The following is a 17,951-nucleotide window of genomic DNA, read 5'->3' as shown; positions in this document are numbered from 1 at the left end:
GACCGGGCGGTCCGGTTCAGGAGGAGGTGACCCGGGCGGGCTCCCGCTCCCCGGGCTCCCCCGGATTTCCGGGCCCGCCCGGCTTCCCGGAGCGGCCCACCAGGTTCAGATCGATGTCGCGGGTCTCCCGCATGCTCAGGTACACGATCAGCGAGACGGCCGCGCACCCCGCCACGTACCAGGAGAACCCGGCCTCCATGCCCGAGTCCTTGAACCAGAGCGCCACATACTCGGCGGTGCCGCCGAAGAGCGCGTTGGCGATCGCGTACGGGAGCGCGACGCCCAGCGCGCGTACCCCGGTCGGGAACAGCTCGGCCTTCACACAGGCGTTGATCGAGGTGTAGCCGGTGATCACCACCAGGGCGAGCAGGGAGAGTCCGAACGCGGGCCAGAAGGAGTCCGCGTGCTTGAGCATCGCCATGATCGGCACGGTGAGCAGGGTCGAGCCGACGGCGAAGGTGATCAGCAGCGGGCGGCGGCCGACGCGGTCGGAGAGCATGCCGGCGAGCGGCTGGAGGCAGGCGAAGACGATCAGGGCGCAGAAGGAGACCAGGGTGGCGGTCTGCTTGTCCAGCCCGGCGGAGTTGGAGAGGTACTTGGTGAGATAGGTGGTGTACGTGTAGTACGCGACGGTCCCGCCCATGGTGAGCGCGATGACGAGGAACGCCTCCCGCCGGTGCGCGAGCAGCGCCTTGATGGTGCCCTTCTGGCTCGCGGGGGTGTCGTCGGCGGACTCCTCGTACACCTCGGTCTCCAGCATGTTGCGGCGGAGGTAGAAGACGACCGCCGCGCCGAGTGCGCCGATGACGAAGGGGATGCGCCAGCCCCAGTCGTGCAGGGCCTGGTCCGACATGGTGCGCTGGAGGACGATCAGCAGGCCGAGGCCGAGGATCTGGCCGACGGTCATGGAGACGTACTGGAAGCTGGAGGCGAGGCCCCGGTGCCGGGGGGCGGACGCCTCGGTGAGATAGGTGGCGCTGGCCGCGTACTCGCCGCCGACGGAGAGGCCCTGGAGGAGCCGGGCGACCAGGAGGACGGCCGCGCCGCCGTACCCCGCGACCGCGTAGGTGGGGGCGACGGCGATGAGGAGGGCGGAGGCGGACATCAGGGTCACGGTGAGGGTCAGCGCCGCCTTGCGGCCCTTGCGGTCGCCGACCCGGCCGAGCAGCCAGCCGCCGACCGGGCGCATGAAGAAGCCGACGGCGAAGATCCCCGCCGTGTTCATGAGCTTGGCGGTGTCGTTCCCCTCGGGGAAGAACGCGCCCGCGAAGTAGGTGGCGAAGCTCGCGTAGACGAACCAGTCGAACCACTCGACCATGTTGCCCGCCGAGCCGACCCAGATCTTCTTCCAGTGCTCTCGTCCCATGGGGGGAAACCGTGCCGGAGGGGTGGGGGGCCGACAAGGGCCGCCGGGGCAACGATCGGGAGTACTTGCGTGCGTTGCGTTCCCGCCGTGGCCAGGGCCGGGAGGGGGGCGCTCCGGGGAGCTCCCGAGCGCCTCAGGGCACCGGCGCGAACAGGTTCTCGGCCAGGAACTCGGCGGTGTGGGCGAGGACTTCGGACCGTCCGGTGCCGGGGAGGCCGACGGCGACATGGACGCTGAATCCGTCGAGGAGTGCGCGCAGCCGGGTGGCGTGGCGGTCGGGGTCGACGGCCCGGAACTCGCCCCGGGCGATCCCCTCGGCGAGCAGGGCGACGAGGTCGCGGTGCCAGGCGGCCTCGATCGCTCCCTGGCGGGCGCGGGCGTCCTCGCCGCCGGCGGCCTGGGAGCGGTTCCAGACCTCCAGCCAGAGACTCCAGTGCGGATCGCGCGGCCCGTCGGGGACGTACAGCCCGACATAGGCGGTGAGCCGCTCGGCGGCGGTCCCCGGGCCGGAGAGCAGGGCGGCGCGGTCGGCCCCGAGGAGCGACTCGCTCCACTCCAGGGTACGCAGCAGGAGTTCGTCCTTGGTGCGGAAGTAGTAGAGGAGATGCCCGCTGCTCATTCCGACGTCCCGGCCGAGCCCCGCCATGGTGAGCCGGTCGAGGCCGTGTTCGGCGATGGTGGCCATGGCGGCGGCGAGCACGGCCTCGCGGGGCGGGGCGACATTGCGCCGCCGGGAGGGCGGGGTCATCCGGACGCCTCGGGGTGGGGTTCGTTCACTCATACGTTCTACCCGATCGGCGCGGTGACGTCGGCGGTGTCTCCCCTTCGGGCGGCCGTCGGCGGGCCGCCGTTCCGGCGCGGGGCGAGAGCATCCCGGTGAGCGCGGTGACCGCCGCCACCGCGAGGACGACCGCGAGCAGCGAGAGCGCGGGCGGCGGGTCGTCCGGGGAGTTCTCCTCCGGGCCCCGGTTCCGTACGGTGACCGCGATCACGGCGACGACCGCGATCACCGGGTGGCTCCCGGCCGGTGACGGGCGGCGCGGCACGGTGGGGCGGGCCGCCGGTCGCGCTCGGTCGAAGTCATTCGCATATCACCACATCTCTTATTAGAACAACACTCTAATCAGCTGATGTGGCGAGCAGAAGAGGCCAGTGGGAAACCATTGGGTAACGGCCGAAGTCCGGCTCATCCGGTGATCGCGGTCAGATCCCGGGCATAGTTCTCGATCGCCGCACGGAAGGGGCGTACCGACGGGTCCTCGCTCGTCGCCGCCAGCAGCTCCAGCAGCAGTCGTACGGACTCCTCGTGGCGGCCGGTGTTGAAGAGCGCCATGGCCAGGAAGGCCCGCAGCCCGCCGTGTTCCGGGAACTCCGCCACCCCGAGCCGCAGGGTCCGCTCGGCCTCCTCGTACCGGCCGAGCGCGCGGTAGGTGCTGCCGAGTCCGAGCAGCGCCTCCCGGCGGTCCTCCGGGGTCAGGCCCGGGGCGGCGAGGGCGCGTTCGTAGTGCGGCACGGCCTCCGCCTCGCGTCCGAGGACGTCGTGGGCCCAGGCCGTCTGGTAGGCGATCTCCGGGTCGGCGGGCAGGAGTTCGCCGAGCGCGAGCAGTCGCAGCCGGGCCTCCCCGGCGCTCCCCCGCTCACGCAGAAGGACGGCTTCGGCCAGTGCGCGGTCGCGCTCGGATGCGTTCATGCCCCCATCCTCGCCGCTGTACGGGAGGAGGGGGGCACGAGGGGACGCGGGGCGGGTCAGCCCAGTTCGTGCATCCAGCCGTGGGTGTCGGCGGCGGTGCCGCGCTGGATGTCCAGCAGGGCCTCGCGCAGCTTCATGGTGACCGCGCCGGGCTCGCCGGCGCTCTGGGTCCACTCGCCGCCGGCGGACTTCACCAGCCCGATGGGGGTGATCACCGCGGCGGTGCCGCAGGCGAAGACCTCGGTGAGGGTGCCGTTCTCGGTGTCGCGCCGCCAGTCGTCGGTGGAGATGCGGCTCTCGGCGGACTCGTGGCCGAGATCCTTGGCGAGCTTGAGGAGCGAGTCGCGGGTGATGCCCGCGAGGAGAGAGCCGGTCAGCTCGGGGGTGACGATGCGGTCCCCGTACACGAAGTACAGATTCATCCCGCCCATCTCCTCGACCCAGCGGTGCTCCAGCGCGTCCAGCCAGACGACCTGGTCGCAGCCCTGCGCGGCGGCCTCGGCCTGGGCCAGCAGGGAGGCCGCGTAATTGCCGCCGGTCTTGGCGAAGCCCATGCCGCCGGGGACGGCGCGGACATAGTTCTCGGAGAGCCAGACGGAGACCGGCTTGACGCCGCCGGCGAAGTAGGCGGCGGCCGGGCTGGCGATCACGATGAAGAGGTACTCGTTGGCCGGCCGGACGCCGAGGCCCACCTCGGTCGCGATCATGAACGGACGGAGGTACAGGGAGGCTTCGCCGCCGTGCGCCGGGACCCACGCCTTGTCCTGGCGGATCAGTGCGTCACAGGCCTCGATGAACAGCTCGGTCGGCAGCTCGGGCATGGCGAGCCGGCGGGCGGACCGCTGGAAGCGCTCGGCGTTGGCGTCCGGACGGAAGGTGGCCACCGAGCCGTCGGGACGGCGGTAGGCCTTCAACCCCTCGAAGATCTCCTGCGCGTAGTGCAGGGTCATGTTCGCCGGGTCGAGCGAGAGCGGGGCGTACGGCGTCAGCTGGGCGTCGTGCCAGCCCACTCCCTCGGTCCACTTGATGGTCACCATGTGATCGGTGAAGTGCCGGCCGAACCCGGGGTCGGCGAGGATCGCCTCCCGCTCCGCGTCGGAGAGCGGGTGCGAGGAGGGCTTCAGCTCGATCGTGGGCGTCGTCATGAATGCAATGTCCTTCACCGTTGGTTGTGACGGACCGCGCTCACGCCGCTACTGATGCCAAGGCGTCCGAGCATTCCCGCGAGCCACGGCCCGGTTCGATTATCGCCCGAAGGAGTCGATGCGAGAAACGGGGTGCAACGGGGTGAAAGCGGTCCCGGTTTCGATGGTGCACCCGGGAGCCGCACAGAGAGAAGCCGCCGGGCGCGGAATGCGCGGCCCGGCGGCTGTGGAAGCGTCGGGCCTCAGCTCGCTACTCGTACGGAGAGCGCGTCGCCGATCTCGTCGGTCGTACGGAACGAACCGTCGCGCTCCGCGAGGTCGGCCGAGACGGCCTCCTCGATGCGGACGGCCTCGGGCTCGAAGCCGAGGTGGCGCAGGAGCAGTGCGACGGAGAGGACGGTGGCCGTCGGGTCGGCCTTGCCGGTGCCCGCGATGTCGGGGGCCGAGCCGTGGACCGGCTCGAACATCGACGGGAAGGCGCCCGTCGGGTTGATGTTGCCGGAGGCGGCCAGGCCGATGCCGCCGGAGACGGCAGCGGCGAGGTCGGTGAGGATGTCGCCGAAGAGGTTGTCGGTGACGATGACGTCGAAGCGCTCGGGCTGGGTGACGAAGAAGATCGTCGCGGCGTCGACATGCAGATAGTCGGTGGTGACCTCGGGGTACTCCTGGCCGACCGCGTCGAAGATGTTCTTCCACAGGTGGCCCGCGTAGACGAGGACGTTGTTCTTGTGGACCAGCGTCAGCTTCTTGCGGGGGCGGGCGTTGGCCCGCTCGTACGCGTCACGGACGACGCGCTCCACCCCGTACGCGGTGTTCAGGCTGACCTCGGTCGCGACCTCGGCGGGAGTGCCGGTGCGCAGCGAGCCGCCGTTGCCGGTGTACGGGCCCTCGGTGCCCTCGCGGACGACGACGAAGTCGATCTCCGGCTGGCCGGCGAGGGGGGTGGAGGTGTTCGGGAAGAGCTTCGACGGACGCAGATTGACGTAGTGGTCGAAGGCGAAACGGAGCTTGAGCAGCAGCCCCCGCTCCAGCACGCCGGAGGGCACGGACGGGTCGCCGATGGCTCCGAGGAGGATGGCGTCGTGGCCCTTGAGGGCCTCCAGCTCCGCGTCGGGGAGGGTCTCCCCGGTGCGGTGCCAGCGCTGTGCGCCGAGGTCGTACTCCTTGGTCTCCAGCTTCACATCCTGGGGAAGCACCGTGGAGAGGACTTTCAGGCCCTGGGCCACGACCTCCCGGCCGATGCCGTCACCGGGGATCACTGCGATGTTGAGGCTGCGAGACATGTCGGGCACCCTACTCTCCGTCCCATCCCATGACATGCTCCGTCCACCATGTGGACGAGGCCCACGGGGAGGGCTCTGCTCAGCGCCCGGCGGCCCCGCCGTTGTCCCGGCGGTCCAGGGCGCGCTGGAGCGCCGCCGCCGCGTTCCTGCGGTCGGACTCGGACATACGGGCGGCGGCGTGACGGACTCGGCGGACGGTCTCGGCGGGGATCGCGGGCATGGTGATCGACTCCTTGGAGATCGCTGAATCGAGGGACCGCGGATCGCGGAGATGTTCGAGGACGCCGGGCGGGGCGGGGAGCGGGCCGCAGGGGTCGCCTGCGAGATCGCGCGCTCACGACCGCCCTTCGCTGGATCGAGCGAGGCGTTCGGCTCCTACCAAGCTAAGGCAGCCGGGCCCCCCTGTCTCCACAAGTAGTCGGACTTCCTACTATCTGAGACAGAGATCATGAACTCCGCAGGTCAGACCGGGGGTCGCGGGACTCGGACGGAGCAGCCGAAGGGCTGGGGCCGGTCAGAGAACGTCTCCGTCGCGCCAGTCGAAGGCGAGCGCGCGGGCCGGGTCCGGAGCCTTGCCCCACACGAAGGTGGAGCCCTCCTCCTCCGGGAAGGACACCGCGCCGTCCGGTCCGAGCCCCTGGATCCGGCCCTCCCACAGCCGCCGGCCGCGCGAGCGGTACAGCGCCGCGCCCTGGTCGGAGGCGGAGAGCGCCCCGAAGTCGTAGGCGCGCTCGACGATCTCCTCCAGCGCGTCCATCACCCGGCCGCCCAGCCCCTGGGGTGCGGATCGTCTCGGTCATGCGCCCGAGCCTCTCAGCTCCCCCGGCCCGGCCCCACGCGTTTTCCGGGACGCCCGCAGGGCCGGACGCTCCGGTTGCGGGTCCCGGGCCCGGGTGGGAAATCTGAGGGGGTACATCGGCCGAGGAGGAGACGAGGATGGGCGAGGACCGGATCGACCGGGAGATCGGGATCAGCGCGCCGGTGGAGCGGGTGTGGGCGGTGCTGACCGAGGGGGAGCATGTGGGGAAGTGGTTCGGGCAGGGGGAGCCGGTGCGGGTGGAGTTGTGGCCGGGGGGCACGATGCTGCTGGACCACGGAGAGTACGGGCGGTTCCCGACCACGGTCGTCGCGGTGGACCCGCCGCGCCGGCTCTCCTACCGCTGGGCCTCCGGGCACCCCGGGGAGCAGGCGGCCGAGGGCAATTCGACGCTGGTGGAGTACATCCTCACCGCCGAGGGCGAAGGCACCCGGCTGCGGATCACGGAGAGCGGGTTCGCCTCGGTGGACGTGCCCGAGGAGCACCGGGCGCAGGCCTCGTACGAGAGTCATGACGGCGGCTGGGCCGGTCAGCTGGTCAACATCCGGGATTATGCCGAGGCGCGGGGCGATCGGTGAAGAAATAGTGGCGGCAGGAACCGATCCGGGGGCTCGCTCGTCCTGAACAGATGGAACCGCCCCCGTTCCGGCGTGGGGGCCGGAACGGGGGCGGGTTCTTGGGGGCCGACGATCGGTCGGCCCGGGGGGGAGCGGTCAGCCCATGTGCGGGTAGCCGTACTCCGTCGGAGCGACCAGCGTCTCCTTGATGGCGCGGGTCAGCGTCCAGCGCATCAGGTTCTGCGGGGCGCCCGCCTTGTCGTTGGTGCCCGAGGCACGGCCGCCGCCGAAGGGCTGCTGGCCGACCACGGCGCCGGTCGACTTGTCGTTGATGTAGAAGTTGCCCGCGGCGAAGCGGAGCTTCTCCATCGTGTGCGCGGCGGCGGCGCGGTCGTTGGAGATGACCGCTCCGGTCAGCGCGTAGTCGGAGACCGACTCCATCTGGTCCAGCATGGCGTCGTACTGGTCGTCCTCGTACACGTACACCGCGAGGATCGGACCGAAGTACTCGGCCTTGAAGACCTCGTTCTCCGGGTCGGAGCACTCGATGACGGTCGGGCGGACGAAGTAGCCCACCGAGTCGTCGTAGCTGCCGCCGGCGACGATCGTGCAGCTCGGGTCGGTCTTCGCGCGGTCGATCGCGGCCTTGTTCTTGGCGAACGAGCGGTCGTCGATGACGGCGCCGATGAAGTTCGACAGATCGGTGACGTCACCCATGGTGATGCCGTCGACCTCGGCCGCGAACTCCTCCTTGAAGCCGTCGTTCCAGATGGACGCCGGAACGTACGCACGCGAGGACGCGGAGCACTTCTGGCCCTGGAACTCGAAGGAGCCGCGGGTCAGCGCGGTCTTCAGCACGGCGCGGTCGGCGCTGGGGTGCGCGACCACGAAGTCCTTGCCGCCGGTCTCGCCCACGATGCGCGGGTAGGAGCGGTACTTCTCGATGTTGTTGCCGACCGTCTTCCACAGGTGCTGGAAGGTGCGGGTCGAGCCGGTGAAGTGGATGCCGGCCAGGTCGCGGTGGTTCAGGGCCACCTCGGAGACGGCGATGCCGTCGCCGGTCACCAGGTTGATGACGCCCTTGGGCAGACCGGCCTCCTCCAGCAGCTGCATCAGCAGCACGGCGGAGTGGGTCTGCGTCGGGGAGGGCTTCCACACCACGACATTGCCCATGAGCGCGGGCGCGGTGGGCAGGTTGCCCGCGATGGCGGTGAAGTTGAAGGGCGTGATCGCGTAGACGAAGCCCTCCAGCGGCCGGTGGTCCATGCGGTTCCACACGCCCGGCGCGTTGGCCGGGGGCTGCTCGGCCAGGATGTCGCGGGCGTAGGCGACATTGAAGCGCCAGAAGTCGATCAGCTCACAGGGAGTGTCGATCTCCGCCTGCTGGGCGGTCTTGGACTGGCCCAGCATCGTGGAGGCGGCCAGCGTCTCGCGCCAGGGGCCGGAGAGCAGCTCGGCGGCGCGCAGGATGATCGCGGCGCGGTCGTCGAAGGACATCGCGCGCCACGCGGGGGCCGCGGCCAGGGCGGCGTCGATCGCGTCCTGGGCGTCCTGCTGGGTGGCCCCGGCGAAGGTGCCGAGCACCGCGCCGTGGTTGTGCGGCTGAACGACGTCGACCCGCTCGCCGCCGCCCATCCGGCGCACGCCGCCGATGGTCATCGGCAGCTCGATCGGGTTCTCCGCCAGCTCCTTGAGCTTGGCCTCGAGACGGGCGCGCTCCGGGGAGCCGGGGGCGTAGCCGTGAACCGGCTCGTTGACCGGCGCGGGGACCTTGGTCACAGCGTCCATGGGTGCCGAATCTCCTTAAGCAGTGGGGCGGTCAGATGGGGGGTGTTCAGCCGCGGCTGACCAGCGAGCGCAGGAAGAACGCCAGGTTGGCGGGGCGCTCCGCGAGGCGGCGCATGAAGTATCCGTACCAGTCGGTGCCGTAGGCGATGTAGACACGCACCCGGTGGCCCTCGGCGGCGAGGCGGTGCTGCTCGGCCTCGCGGATGCCGTACAGCATCTGGTACTCGTAGTCCTCCAGCTTACGGCCGGCGCGCCGGGCCAGCTCCTGGCCGATGGAGATGATCCGCGGGTCGTGGGACCCGATCATCGGGTAGCCCTCGCCCTCCATCAGGATCTTCAGGCAGCGGATGTACGCCTTGTCGACCTCGGCCTTGTCCTGGTACGCGACGGTCGCGGGCTCCTTGTAGGCGCCCTTCACCAGCCGGACCCGGGAGCCCGCCCCGGCGAGGGCGTGGCAGTCGTCCTCGGTGCGGAAGAGGTACGACTGGACGACCGCGCCCGTCTCGGGGAAGCGCTGACGCAGCTCGGCGTGGATCGCCAGGGTCGAGTCGACGGTGGTGTGGTCCTCCATGTCGAGGGTGACCGTGGTGCCGATCTCGGCGGCCGCCTCGACGACGGGGGTGACGTTCTTGAGCGCCAGCTCGTGGCCGCCGGTGAGGGCCTGGCCGAAGGAGGAGAGCTTGACCGACATCTCGGCGCGGACGCCGAGGCCGAGCGGCTCGAGGGCCTCGATCAGCTCCAGGTAGGCGTCCCGGGCGCGGAGCGCCTCGGAGGGGTCGGTGATGTCCTCGCCGAGGACGTCGAGCGTGATCTCCAGACCGCGGGCGGCGGTCTCCTGGACGACGGGGATCGTCTCCAGGACCGACTCGCCGGCGATGAAACGGTTCACCACGGGCTTGGTGACCGGGGCGGCCGAAACGATGCGGCGCATCTGGTCGCTGCGCGAGGCGGCGAGGATCACGGGACCCAGCACGGGGACCTCCATCAAGAAGTACGGGCGCCGGGCGGATCGCGGGGAACGGATCCGGAACGGCACGAAGAACCACTGTGAAATTTAAGGATCACCACGGGGTCCGGCCATCGACAGCTGTCACGCATCCGTGGCCCCGATCTCAGACAGATGTCTGAAGGGCATGCCAGAATGTCCGGATGAAGGGCGATTACCAGGAACTGGTCGACGAGATCTCCGGCCTGCTGGCGGCCCCGGCGACGCTGGAGAACCGCGATTTCGGGCTGATCGCCTTCGGCGCGCACGACAGCGACGACGACAGCGAGATGGACCCGGTCAGGACCCGGTCGATCCTCACCCGGAAGTCCTCCCCCGCGGTCCGCGCCTGGTTCGAGGGGTTCGGCATCGCCCGGGCGACGGGCCCGGTGCGCATCCCCGCCGCGCCGGACGCGGGGGTCTTCCGGGACCGGATCTGCCTTCCGGTACGCCACCGGGGCATCGTCCTCGGCTATGTCTGGCTGCTGGACACCAGCCCCGGCCCCTCCGAGGAGCGGCTCGCGGCGGCGATGGAGGTGGCCGAGCGGATCGGCGGACTGCTCGCGGACGAGGAGCGGGCCGGCACGGACCTGGCCCGGGAGCTGCGCGCGGCGCTGACGGCCCGGCGGGGCTGGCAGTACGACATGGCGGTGGCCGCGCTGCGGACGGCGCTGGGCGGCGACGAGCGCGGCTCGGAGGGGCCGCACGCGGTGGTCTGTGTGACCCCCTGGCCCTCGGCGGACCCGGCGTCCGCGCGCTCGCTGCCCGGGGTGGCCGCGGTGTGCACGGTGCCCGCGGGGCCGGTGGAGCAGGACGGGACGCCCTCGGGGGCCGACTCCCCGCCGCCGTCCGATCCCGACCCCGGCTCCGGTTCCGGTTCCGGTCCGGGCGAGGAGGAGCCGGAGCCTTCCGGTTCCTCCGGGGAGGGGCGTACGGGCGTCCACTCGCTCGCCGTGCTGATGCGGCTGCGGGCGGCCGACACCCCGGCCCCCGCGCTCACCGCCGCCGAGCGGCTGCGCGCCTCGGCGGTCGGGGCCGCGACCGCGGGCGTCGGCGAGCCCCGGCGCGGGCTCGCCGAGCTGAACGCGGCCTGGCGGGAGGCCGCCGCGGCGGCCCGGGCCGCCGCGGCCCAGCCGGAGCTGGGCCCGGTCGCCCGGTGGGCGGAGATCGGACCGTACCGGCTGCTGACCGCGCTGGCCCCGCGGACCGCCCCCGACCCGGCCGTCCGGACGCTGCTGGAGCGTTCGCACACCGAGCTGGCCCGTACCGCCGAGGTCTTCCTGGACTGCGCCGGGCAGGCGGGGCGCACCGCTTCGGCGCTCGGCGTCCACCGCCAGACCCTCTACTACCGGCTCTCCCGGGTGGAGCAGCTGACCGGCCTGGATCTGGCGCGGGGCGAGGACCGGCTGCTGCTGCACATGGCGCTGAAGGCGGCCCGGCTCTGAGCACCGGGGAGTACGGGGTGCTCGTACCGGAATCCAGGGCGGGCGGGTGGTCCGCCGGCTCCCGGGGGCCACTGTCGGCTGTCCGGAATAAACCTGTGTCTGGTGTGACAGGAGTTGCGTATGGCCCTCTTGAGGCCCGAGGACCTGCGGGCTAGCATCTGATCTTGTGCCAGGCCCCGTACGCGGTGGCCGATTAGTTCCCTCGATTCCCTTGCCCATCGCCCGATTGACCATCGACGGAAGGCAGGCGAAGAGGAATGTCGGCATCGCAGGGGGTCCCCGCCCCGTTATCCGGCGCGGGAGAGGCTCATCCACCACCGTAGCCGTGCGACGGCAGGCCGTTCCCGGCCGGATTCCGCATGTCTCACGGGCTCTCTCCCGCGACATCGGCACGGTGGGTCCGAGCAGGCCGTCACGGCGTCACCGCATCACCGACAACGGACAAAAACGGTGCGCACCGCAGACAATCATGCCGCTCGACGACTGTACGGAAAGGAGCAGCGATGCTCGGTGAGACCGCTCGCACGTGGCTGCGACGATGGGACGAACAGCAGGAGCGCTACAGCCCGGACCGCGATGAACGGTTCGAGGTGGTCGTCGATGTCACCCGGTGGTCCCTGGAGCGGACCGCTCCCGCGCGGCCCGGAATCGTCGATCTGGGATGCGGGACCGCGTCGCTCGCGACCCGCCTCGCCCGTGCCCTGCCGCACGCCGATGTCGTGGGCATCGACGGCGACCCGCTGATGCTGGGACTGGCCGAGGAGGCCGTCGTGGGCACCGGCGCCCGGCTGCTGCTGGACGATCTGAACGCCCCCGGCTGGGCGGACCGCGCCGCCGTGGACGGCCCCTGGCACGCGGCCGTTTCCTCGACGGCGCTGCACTGGCTGACCCCGGAGGCCCTCACCGAGGTCTACCGCGAGCTGGCGGCCAGGCTGGTTCCGGGCGGTGTCTTCGTGGACGCCAACAACCGCGGCCCGGACGGCTCGGACGCCGTGCGCGGTCTGGCCCGTGAGATCCGCGACCGCCGTGCCGAGCGGGCGGGCCGGGCGGACCGCGAGGACTGGGCCTCCTGGTGGAAGGCGTTCCTCGCCGAACCCGAGCTGGCCGATCTGGTGGAGGCCCGCTCCCGTACGGCGGTCGGACAGCACGCCTTCGCCCCTCCGTACTACCCGAGCACCCCGGAGCAGACGGAGCTGCTGCTCGCGGCGGGCTTCAGCGCGGTCACCACGGTCTGGCAGTGCGGCGACGACAGCGTCCTGGTCGCCGTTCGCTGACGGATGGGGTTACGGGTGAGGGCCCGGCCCCACGAAGCTCGGACTTCGTGGTGGCCGGGCCCTCACCCGTGGCGGCGGTGGCCGCTCAGTCGGTCAGATTGACCGAGCGGGCGGAGGTCGCGCCGATCTCCTCGGCGATCTCGTTGAGCACCGGCTGCGGGACGTTCTCGTCGACGGTGAGCACGACGAGCGCCTCGCCGCCCTCCTCCGCGCGGGAGACCTGCATGCCCGCGATGTTCAGACCGGCCTCGCCGAGGATCCGGCCGACGGTGCCGACGACGCCGGGGCGGTCCTCGTAGCGGAGGACGGCCATGTGGTCGGCGAGGGCGAGGTCCACATCGTGCTCGCCGATGGCGACGATCTTCTGGAAGTTCTTGGGGCCGGCCAGGGTGCCGGAGACCGACACTTCCTCGCCGCCGGAGAGGGTGCCACGCACGGTGACGACATTGCGGTGGTTCGGGGACTCCGAGCTGGTCGTCAGCCGGACCTCGACACCGCGCTCCTGGGCGAAGAGCGGGGCGTTGACATAGGAGACCGTCTCGTCGACGACGTCCTCGAACACGCCCTTGAGCGCGGAGAGCTCCAGCACCTTGACGTCGTGCTGGGTGATCTCGCCGTACACCTCGACGTCGAGCCGGACGGCGACCTCGCCCGCGAGGGCGGTGAAGATCCGGCCGAGGCGCTCGGCCAGCGGCAGACCGGGCTTGACGTCCTCGGCGATCACGCCGCCCTGGACGTTGACCGCGTCGGGGACCAGCTCGCCGGCGAGCGCCAGCCGCACGGAGCGGGCGACCGCGATGCCCGCCTTCTCCTGGGCCTCGTCGGTGGAGGCTCCGAGGTGCGGGGTGCAGACCACCTGGTCGAACTGGAAGAGCGGGGAGTCGGTGCACGGCTCCTTGGCGTAGACGTCGAGGCCTGCGCCCGCGACCCGGCCCTCCTTGAGCGCCGAGTACAGCGCCTCCTCGTCCACGATGCCGCCGCGCGCGGCGTTGACGATGCGGACGGTCGGCTTGACCTTGTGCAGGGCCTCGTCACCGATGAGTCCGAGGGTCTCGGGCGTCTTGGGGAGGTGCACGGTGATGAAGTCGGCGACTTCGAGCAGCTCGTCGAGGGAGAGCAGCTTGACGCCCATCTGGGCGGCGCGCGCGGGCTGCACATAGGGGTCGTACGCGACGATCTTCATGCCGAAGGCGGACATCCGCTGGGCGACCAGCACGCCGATGCGGCCGAGGCCGACCACGCCGAGGACCTTCTCGCTCAGCTCGACGCCGGTGTACTTGGAGCGCTTCCACTCGCCGTTCTTCAGGGCGGTGTTGGCCTGGGGGATGTTGCGCGCGGTGGCGACCAGCAGGCCGCAGGCCAGCTCGGCGGCGGTGACGATGTTGGAGGTCGGGGCGTTGACCACCATCACGCCGGCCTTGGTGGCGGCGGAGACGTCGACATTGTCCAGACCGACGCCGGCGCGGGCCACGACGCGCAGCCTGGGCGCGGCGGCGACGGCCTCGGCGTCGACCTTGGTGGCGGAGCGCACGAGGATGGCGTCGACATCGGCGAGGGCGGGGAGCAGCTCCGCGCGGTCCGCACCGTTGCAGTGGCGGATCTCGAAGTCGGGGCCGAGCGCGTCCACAGTGGCGGGCGACAGCTCTTCAGCGATGAGTACCACTGGCTTCTTGCTGGGTTTCGAGCTCACGTGAGTCCTCACATGTCCAGTGCGGACGGCCGTCCCGACGGCCGCAGGCGGTGGAGGGGGCAAGCCGCGTGGAAGACGCACGACGCTGTGGGCCTGACGCGTAAGTGTTGTTGAGAAGTGTAGTGGTGCATCGGGCGATCTCTTACGCCTCAGTGGCAGGATCACCCGTCCGTGGAGGCCCAGGGGGCGCACCCGGCGCGTCCGCGGGGCGGACGGTGAGCGGGCGGTGAGTGGGCCGCGGAGGGCCGGAGTACGGCGAAGGGCCGGGACACAGTGGCCCCGGCCCTCCCCCACGACTCACGCGTCGTCGTTGTCGACCCAGCTCATGAGCTTGCGCAGCTCCTTGCCGGTGGTCTCCAGCAGGTGGTTCTCGTCCTGCTTCTTGTACTCGTTGTACTTCTTCAGACCGCCGTGGTACTCGTCCATCCAGTTACGGGCGAAGGTGCCGTCCTGGATCTCGGCGAGGACCTTGCGCATCTCGACCTTGGTCTGGTCGGTGATGATGCGGGGGCCGGTGATGTAGTCGCCCCACTCGGCGGTCTCGGAGACCGACCAGCGCATCTTCTCCAGGCCGCCCTCGTACATCAGGTCGACGATGAGCTTCAGCTCGTGGAGGCACTCGAAGTACGCGATCTCGGGCTGGTAGCCGGCCTCGACCAGGGTCTCGAAGCCCGCCTTGACGAGCGCCGAGGCACCGCCGCAGAGCACGGCCTGCTCGCCGAAGAGGTCGGTCTCGGTCTCTTCGGTGAAGGTGGTCTTGATGACGCCGGCGCGGGTGCCGCCGATGCCCTTGGCGTAGGAGAGGGCCAGCGCGAAGCCGTTGCCGGTGGCGTCCTGCTCGACGGCGGCGATACACGGAACGCCGCGGCCCTCCTCGTACTGGCGGCGGACCAGGTGGCCCGGGCCCTTGGGGGCGACCATGGCGACGTCGACACCGGCCGGCGGCTTGATAAAGCCGTAGCGGATGTTGAGGCCGTGGCCGAAGAACAGTGCGTCGCCGTCCTTCAGGTTCGGGGCGATGGACTCCTCGTAGACCTGGGCCTGGAGCGGGTCCGGCACCAGGACCATGATGACGTCGGCCTCGGCGGAGGCCTCCGCCGCGCTGACCACGCGCAGACCCTGCTCCTCGGCCTTGGCCTTGGACTTGGAGCCCTCGTGCAGACCGACGCGGACGTCGACGCCCGAGTCGCGGAGCGACAGCGCGTGGGCGTGGCCCTGGCTGCCGTAGCCGATGACCGCGACCTTGCGGTTCTGGATGATGGACAGGTCGGCGTCGTCGTCGTAGAACAGCTCGGCCACTGGGATATCTCCTTGATGTACGGGTGTGCGTCCCACCGTACGGCGGGTGCGCCTGAGGAAGTCTTCCGGTCTCGCATAGCGAGCACTGCCGCGGGGCTGTGCCGTCGGTGTGCCGGCGGATGCCACAGCCCCGGGCGGGGGTTCCGCTTCTACGCGCTGCGGTCCAGGGCACGCAGGGAGCGGTCCGTGATGGAACGCGCGCCGCGCCCTATGGCGATGGTGCCGGACTGGACCAGTTCCTTGATGCCGAACTGCTCCAGCATCTTGAGCATGGCGTCCAGTTTGTCACCGGAGCCGGTCGCCTCGATGGTGACCGCGTCGGGCGAGACGTCCACCGTCTTGGCGCGGAAGAGCTGGACGATCTCGACGATCTGGGAGCGGGTCTCGTTGTCGGCGCGGACCTTCACCAGCACCAGCTCGCGCTGGATCGCGCCGCCGGGCTCCAGCTCGACGATCTTCAGCACGTTGACCAGCTTGTTGAGCTGCTTGGTCACCTGCTCCAGCGGCAGATCCTCGACATTGACCACGATGGTGATGCGCGAGATGTCGGGGTGCTCGGTGACTCCGACGGCGAGCGAGTCGATGTTGAAGCCCCGGCGGGAGAACAGCGCGGCGATCCGGGCGAGGATGCCGGGCGTGTTCTCCACCAGGACGGAGAGCGTGTGCTTGGACATGGATCGGTCTCTCGTCTCTCTCTGCTCGCTCAGTCGTCTTCGCTGTCGCCGAAGTCGGGGCGGACGCCCCGGGCGGCGAGCACCTCGTCGTTGGAAGTGCCGGCGGCGACCATGGGCCACACCATGGCGTCCTCGTGGACGATGAAGTCGATCACGACCGGCCGGTCGTTGATCGCGTTGGCCTCGGCGATCACCTTGTCGAGGTCGTCCGGGGACTCGCAGCGCAGCGCGTAGCAGCCCATGGCCTCGGACAGTTTGACGAAGTCGGGGACCCGGGTGCCGGCGCTGGGCTCCTTGCCGGAGGCGTCGGGGCCGGAGTGCAGCACGGTGTTGGAGTAGCGCTGGTTGTAGAAGAGGGTCTGCCACTGGCGGACCATCCCGAGGGCGCCGTTGTTGATGATGGCGACCTTGATGGGGATGTTGTTGAGCGCGCAGGTGGTGAGTTCCTGGTTGGTCATCTGGAAGCAGCCGTCGCCGTCGATCGCCCAGACGGTGCGGTCCGGGGCTCCGGCCTTGGCGCCCATGGCCGCGGGGACGGCGTATCCCATCGTTCCGGCGCCGCCGGAGTTCAGCCAGGTGGCGGGCTGCTCGTAGGTGATGAAGTGGGCGGCCCACATCTGGTGCTGGCCGACGCCGGCCGCGTAGATGGTGTCGGCGGGGGCGAGCTGGCCGATGCGCTCGATGACCTGCTGCGGGGAGAGGCTGCCGTTGTCGGGCTGGTCGTAGCCGAGGGGGTAGGTGTCCCGCCAGCGGTTGAGGTCCTTCCACCAGGCCGCGTAGTCGCCGGTGTGGCCCTCGCTGTGCTCGGCCTGGACGGCCTGGACCAGATCGGCGATGACCTCGCGGGCGTCCCCGACGATCGGGACGTCGGCGGTGCGGTTCTTGCCGATCTCGGCCGGGTCGACATCGGCGTGGACGATCTTCGCGTACGGGGCGAAGCTGTCCAGCTTGCCGGTGACGCGGTCATCGAAACGGGCTCCGAGGGCGACGATCAGGTCGGCCTTCTGGAGTGCGGTGACGGCGGTGACCGCACCGTGCATGCCCGGCATTCCGACGTGCAGCGGGTGGCTGTCGGGGAATGCGCCCAGCGCCATCAGGGTGGTGGTGACGGGGGCTCCGGTGAGTTCCGCGAGAACCTTCAGCTCGGCGCTGGCGCGGGCCTTGATGACCCCGCCGCCGACGTAGAGGACCGGGCGCTTCGCCTGGACGATCAGCTTGGCGGCCTCACGGATCTGCTTGGCGTGCGGCTTGGTGACCGGGCGGTACCCGGGCAGGTCCAGGACGGGCGGCCAGCTGAAGGTGGTCTTGGCCTGGAGGGCGTCCTTGGCGATGTCGACCAGGACGGGTCCGGGGCGGCCGGTGGAGGCGATGTGGAAGGCCTCGGCGATGGTGCGCGGGATGTCCTCGGCCTTGGTGACCAGGAAGTTGTGCTTGGTGATCGGCATGGTGATGCCGACGATGTCCGCCTCCTGGAAGGCGTCGGTGCCGATCGCCTTGGAGGCGACCTGGCCGGTGATCGCGACCAGCGGGACGGAGTCCATGTGCGCGTCGGCGATCGGGGTCACCAGGTTGGTCGCGCCGGGCCCTGAGGTGGCCATGCAGACCCCGACCTTGCCGGTGGCCTGGGCGTAGCCGGTGGCCGCGTGTCCGGCCCCCTGCTCGTGGCGGACGAGGATGTGCCGGACCCGGGTGGAGTCCATCATCGGGTCGTACGCGGGGAGGATCGCGCCTCCGGGGATGCCGAAGACGGTGTCGGCGCCCACCTCTTCGAGAGAGCGGATGAGGGACTGCGCGCCCGTGACGTGCTCAACTGCGGAGGTCTGGTGTCCGCCGTTACGGGCCCGCGGCTGCGGATGGTGGGCCCCGGTGGCCTGCTCGGTCATCGGCATTCTCTTCTCGAAGCTGAGGGCTGAAGCTGAGGGTTCTGCGATGTCTGGC

Annotated in this window: 16 protein-coding genes and 1 pseudogene; 3 read left to right on the top strand and 14 right to left on the bottom strand. The window is 70.7% G+C overall.

The window, feature by feature from the left end; genetic code table 11:
* Positions 1-16: 16 nt before the first annotated feature.
* The 8 genes and pseudogenes from ABD371_RS04295 to ABD371_RS04260 all read right to left on the bottom strand — a co-directional run.
* Positions 17-1,366 carry an MFS transporter gene (locus tag ABD371_RS04295; protein WP_344472860.1) on the bottom strand — a complete coding sequence of 450 codons (1,350 nt, stop codon included), beginning with the start codon at positions 1,364-1,366 and terminating at the stop codon, positions 17-19.
* 133 nt (positions 1,367-1,499) lie between these two features.
* A complete protein-coding gene (locus ABD371_RS04290) occupies positions 1,500-2,114 on the bottom strand; it encodes a TetR/AcrR family transcriptional regulator (protein ID WP_344473198.1) in 615 nt (204 codons plus the stop codon).
* Positions 2,115-2,139: 25 nt separating this feature from the next.
* Positions 2,140-2,376 (bottom strand): hypothetical protein, encoded by a 237-nt coding sequence (locus ABD371_RS04285; protein ID WP_344472857.1) that lies wholly within the window; start codon positions 2,374-2,376, stop codon positions 2,140-2,142.
* 176 nt (positions 2,377-2,552) lie between these two features.
* Positions 2,553-3,056: a tetratricopeptide repeat protein gene (locus ABD371_RS04280; protein WP_344472855.1), complete on the bottom strand. Its 504-nt coding sequence runs from the start codon at positions 3,054-3,056 to the stop codon at positions 2,553-2,555.
* A gap of 56 nt (positions 3,057-3,112) precedes the next feature.
* Positions 3,113-4,201: a branched-chain amino acid aminotransferase gene (locus ABD371_RS04275; RefSeq protein ID WP_344472853.1), complete on the bottom strand. Its 1,089-nt coding sequence runs from the start codon at positions 4,199-4,201 to the stop codon at positions 3,113-3,115.
* 242 nt (positions 4,202-4,443) lie between these two features.
* A complete protein-coding gene (locus ABD371_RS04270) occupies positions 4,444-5,484 on the bottom strand; it encodes a 3-isopropylmalate dehydrogenase (protein ID WP_344472851.1) in 1,041 nt (346 codons plus the stop codon).
* A gap of 79 nt (positions 5,485-5,563) precedes the next feature.
* On the bottom strand, positions 5,564-5,704 hold the full coding sequence (locus ABD371_RS04265; RefSeq protein WP_344473218.1) for a hypothetical protein: 141 nt from the start codon (positions 5,702-5,704) through the stop codon (positions 5,564-5,566).
* A 294-nt stretch (positions 5,705-5,998) separates the two neighbouring features.
* Positions 5,999-6,259 (bottom strand): annotated as a pseudogene (locus ABD371_RS04260) (GNAT family N-acetyltransferase); the annotation flags it as partial.
* Positions 6,260-6,420: 161 nt separating this feature from the next.
* Between ABD371_RS04260 and ABD371_RS04255 the strand changes: the two are divergent.
* Positions 6,421-6,879 carry an SRPBCC family protein gene (locus tag ABD371_RS04255; RefSeq protein ID WP_344472849.1) on the top strand — a complete coding sequence of 153 codons (459 nt, stop codon included), beginning with the start codon at positions 6,421-6,423 and terminating at the stop codon, positions 6,877-6,879.
* Between the two features lie 135 nt (positions 6,880-7,014).
* Here the strand turns inward: ABD371_RS04255 and pruA are convergent, their stop codons facing one another.
* Positions 7,015-8,646 (bottom strand): L-glutamate gamma-semialdehyde dehydrogenase, encoded by a 1,632-nt coding sequence (gene pruA, locus ABD371_RS04250; protein WP_344472846.1) that lies wholly within the window; start codon positions 8,644-8,646, stop codon positions 7,015-7,017.
* Positions 8,647-8,692: 46 nt separating this feature from the next.
* A complete protein-coding gene (locus ABD371_RS04245) occupies positions 8,693-9,619 on the bottom strand; it encodes a proline dehydrogenase family protein (RefSeq protein WP_344472844.1) in 927 nt (308 codons plus the stop codon).
* A gap of 176 nt (positions 9,620-9,795) precedes the next feature.
* On the opposite strand from ABD371_RS04245, the gene ABD371_RS04240 reads away from it, so the two are divergent.
* A complete protein-coding gene (locus ABD371_RS04240; RefSeq protein ID WP_344472842.1) occupies positions 9,796-11,076 on the top strand; it encodes a PucR family transcriptional regulator in 1,281 nt (426 codons plus the stop codon).
* Between the two features lie 503 nt (positions 11,077-11,579).
* Positions 11,580-12,350: a class I SAM-dependent methyltransferase gene (locus ABD371_RS04235; protein ID WP_344472840.1), complete on the top strand. Its 771-nt coding sequence runs from the start codon at positions 11,580-11,582 to the stop codon at positions 12,348-12,350.
* 85 nt (positions 12,351-12,435) lie between these two features.
* On the opposite strand, the gene serA is transcribed toward ABD371_RS04235, so the two are convergent.
* The 4 genes from serA to ABD371_RS04215 form a co-directional block, all read right to left on the bottom strand.
* Positions 12,436-14,040 carry a phosphoglycerate dehydrogenase gene (gene serA / locus ABD371_RS04230; protein WP_344472838.1) on the bottom strand — a complete coding sequence of 535 codons (1,605 nt, stop codon included), beginning with the start codon at positions 14,038-14,040 and terminating at the stop codon, positions 12,436-12,438.
* A 297-nt stretch (positions 14,041-14,337) separates the two neighbouring features.
* Positions 14,338-15,339 carry a ketol-acid reductoisomerase gene (gene ilvC / locus ABD371_RS04225; RefSeq protein ID WP_190125305.1) on the bottom strand — a complete coding sequence of 334 codons (1,002 nt, stop codon included), beginning with the start codon at positions 15,337-15,339 and terminating at the stop codon, positions 14,338-14,340.
* Between the two features lie 149 nt (positions 15,340-15,488).
* On the bottom strand, positions 15,489-16,013 hold the full coding sequence (gene ilvN, locus ABD371_RS04220; RefSeq protein ID WP_344472835.1) for an acetolactate synthase small subunit: 525 nt from the start codon (positions 16,011-16,013) through the stop codon (positions 15,489-15,491).
* A 29-nt stretch (positions 16,014-16,042) separates the two neighbouring features.
* The gene (locus ABD371_RS04215; RefSeq protein ID WP_344472833.1) at positions 16,043-17,902 is read right to left on the bottom strand and encodes an acetolactate synthase large subunit; all 1,860 of its coding nucleotides are present in this window, start codon (positions 17,900-17,902) and stop codon (positions 16,043-16,045) included.
* Positions 17,903-17,951: the final 49 nt, after the last annotated feature.

The organism is Streptomyces amakusaensis, assembly GCF_039532665.1.
Classification (GTDB): Bacteria; Actinomycetota; Actinomycetes; order Streptomycetales; family Streptomycetaceae; genus Streptomyces; species Streptomyces amakusaensis.
The sequence above is the reverse complement of the archived record's forward strand: the minus strand, read 5'-3'. Positions and strand labels throughout refer to the sequence as shown.

Bases quoted from the DNA above. Each gene is read 5' to 3' on its own strand.
- ABD371_RS04265 (WP_344473218.1), bottom strand. From the start codon at position 5,704: ATGCCCGCGATCCCCGCCGAGACCGTCCGCCGAGTCCGTCACGCCGCC.
- ABD371_RS04275 (WP_344472853.1), bottom strand. From the start codon at position 4,201: ATGACGACGCCCACGATCGAGCTGAAGCCCTCCTCGCACCCGCTCTCC.
- ABD371_RS04295 (WP_344472860.1), bottom strand. From the start codon at position 1,366: ATGGGACGAGAGCACTGGAAGAAGATCTGGGTCGGCTCGGCGGGCAAC.
- ABD371_RS04235 (WP_344472840.1), top strand. From the start codon at position 11,580: ATGCTCGGTGAGACCGCTCGCACGTGGCTGCGACGATGGGACGAACAG.
- ABD371_RS04240 (WP_344472842.1), top strand. From the start codon at position 9,796: ATGAAGGGCGATTACCAGGAACTGGTCGACGAGATCTCCGGCCTGCTG.
- ABD371_RS04280 (WP_344472855.1), bottom strand. From the start codon at position 3,056: ATGAACGCATCCGAGCGCGACCGCGCACTGGCCGAAGCCGTCCTTCTG.
- ABD371_RS04215 (WP_344472833.1), bottom strand. From the start codon at position 17,902: ATGCCGATGACCGAGCAGGCCACCGGGGCCCACCATCCGCAGCCGCGG.
- ABD371_RS04290 (WP_344473198.1), bottom strand. From the start codon at position 2,114: ATGACCCCGCCCTCCCGGCGGCGCAATGTCGCCCCGCCCCGCGAGGCC.
- ilvN (WP_344472835.1), bottom strand. From the start codon at position 16,013: ATGTCCAAGCACACGCTCTCCGTCCTGGTGGAGAACACGCCCGGCATC.
- ABD371_RS04270 (WP_344472851.1), bottom strand. From the start codon at position 5,484: ATGTCTCGCAGCCTCAACATCGCAGTGATCCCCGGTGACGGCATCGGC.
- pruA (WP_344472846.1), bottom strand. From the start codon at position 8,646: ATGGACGCTGTGACCAAGGTCCCCGCGCCGGTCAACGAGCCGGTTCAC.
- ABD371_RS04255 (WP_344472849.1), top strand. From the start codon at position 6,421: ATGGGCGAGGACCGGATCGACCGGGAGATCGGGATCAGCGCGCCGGTG.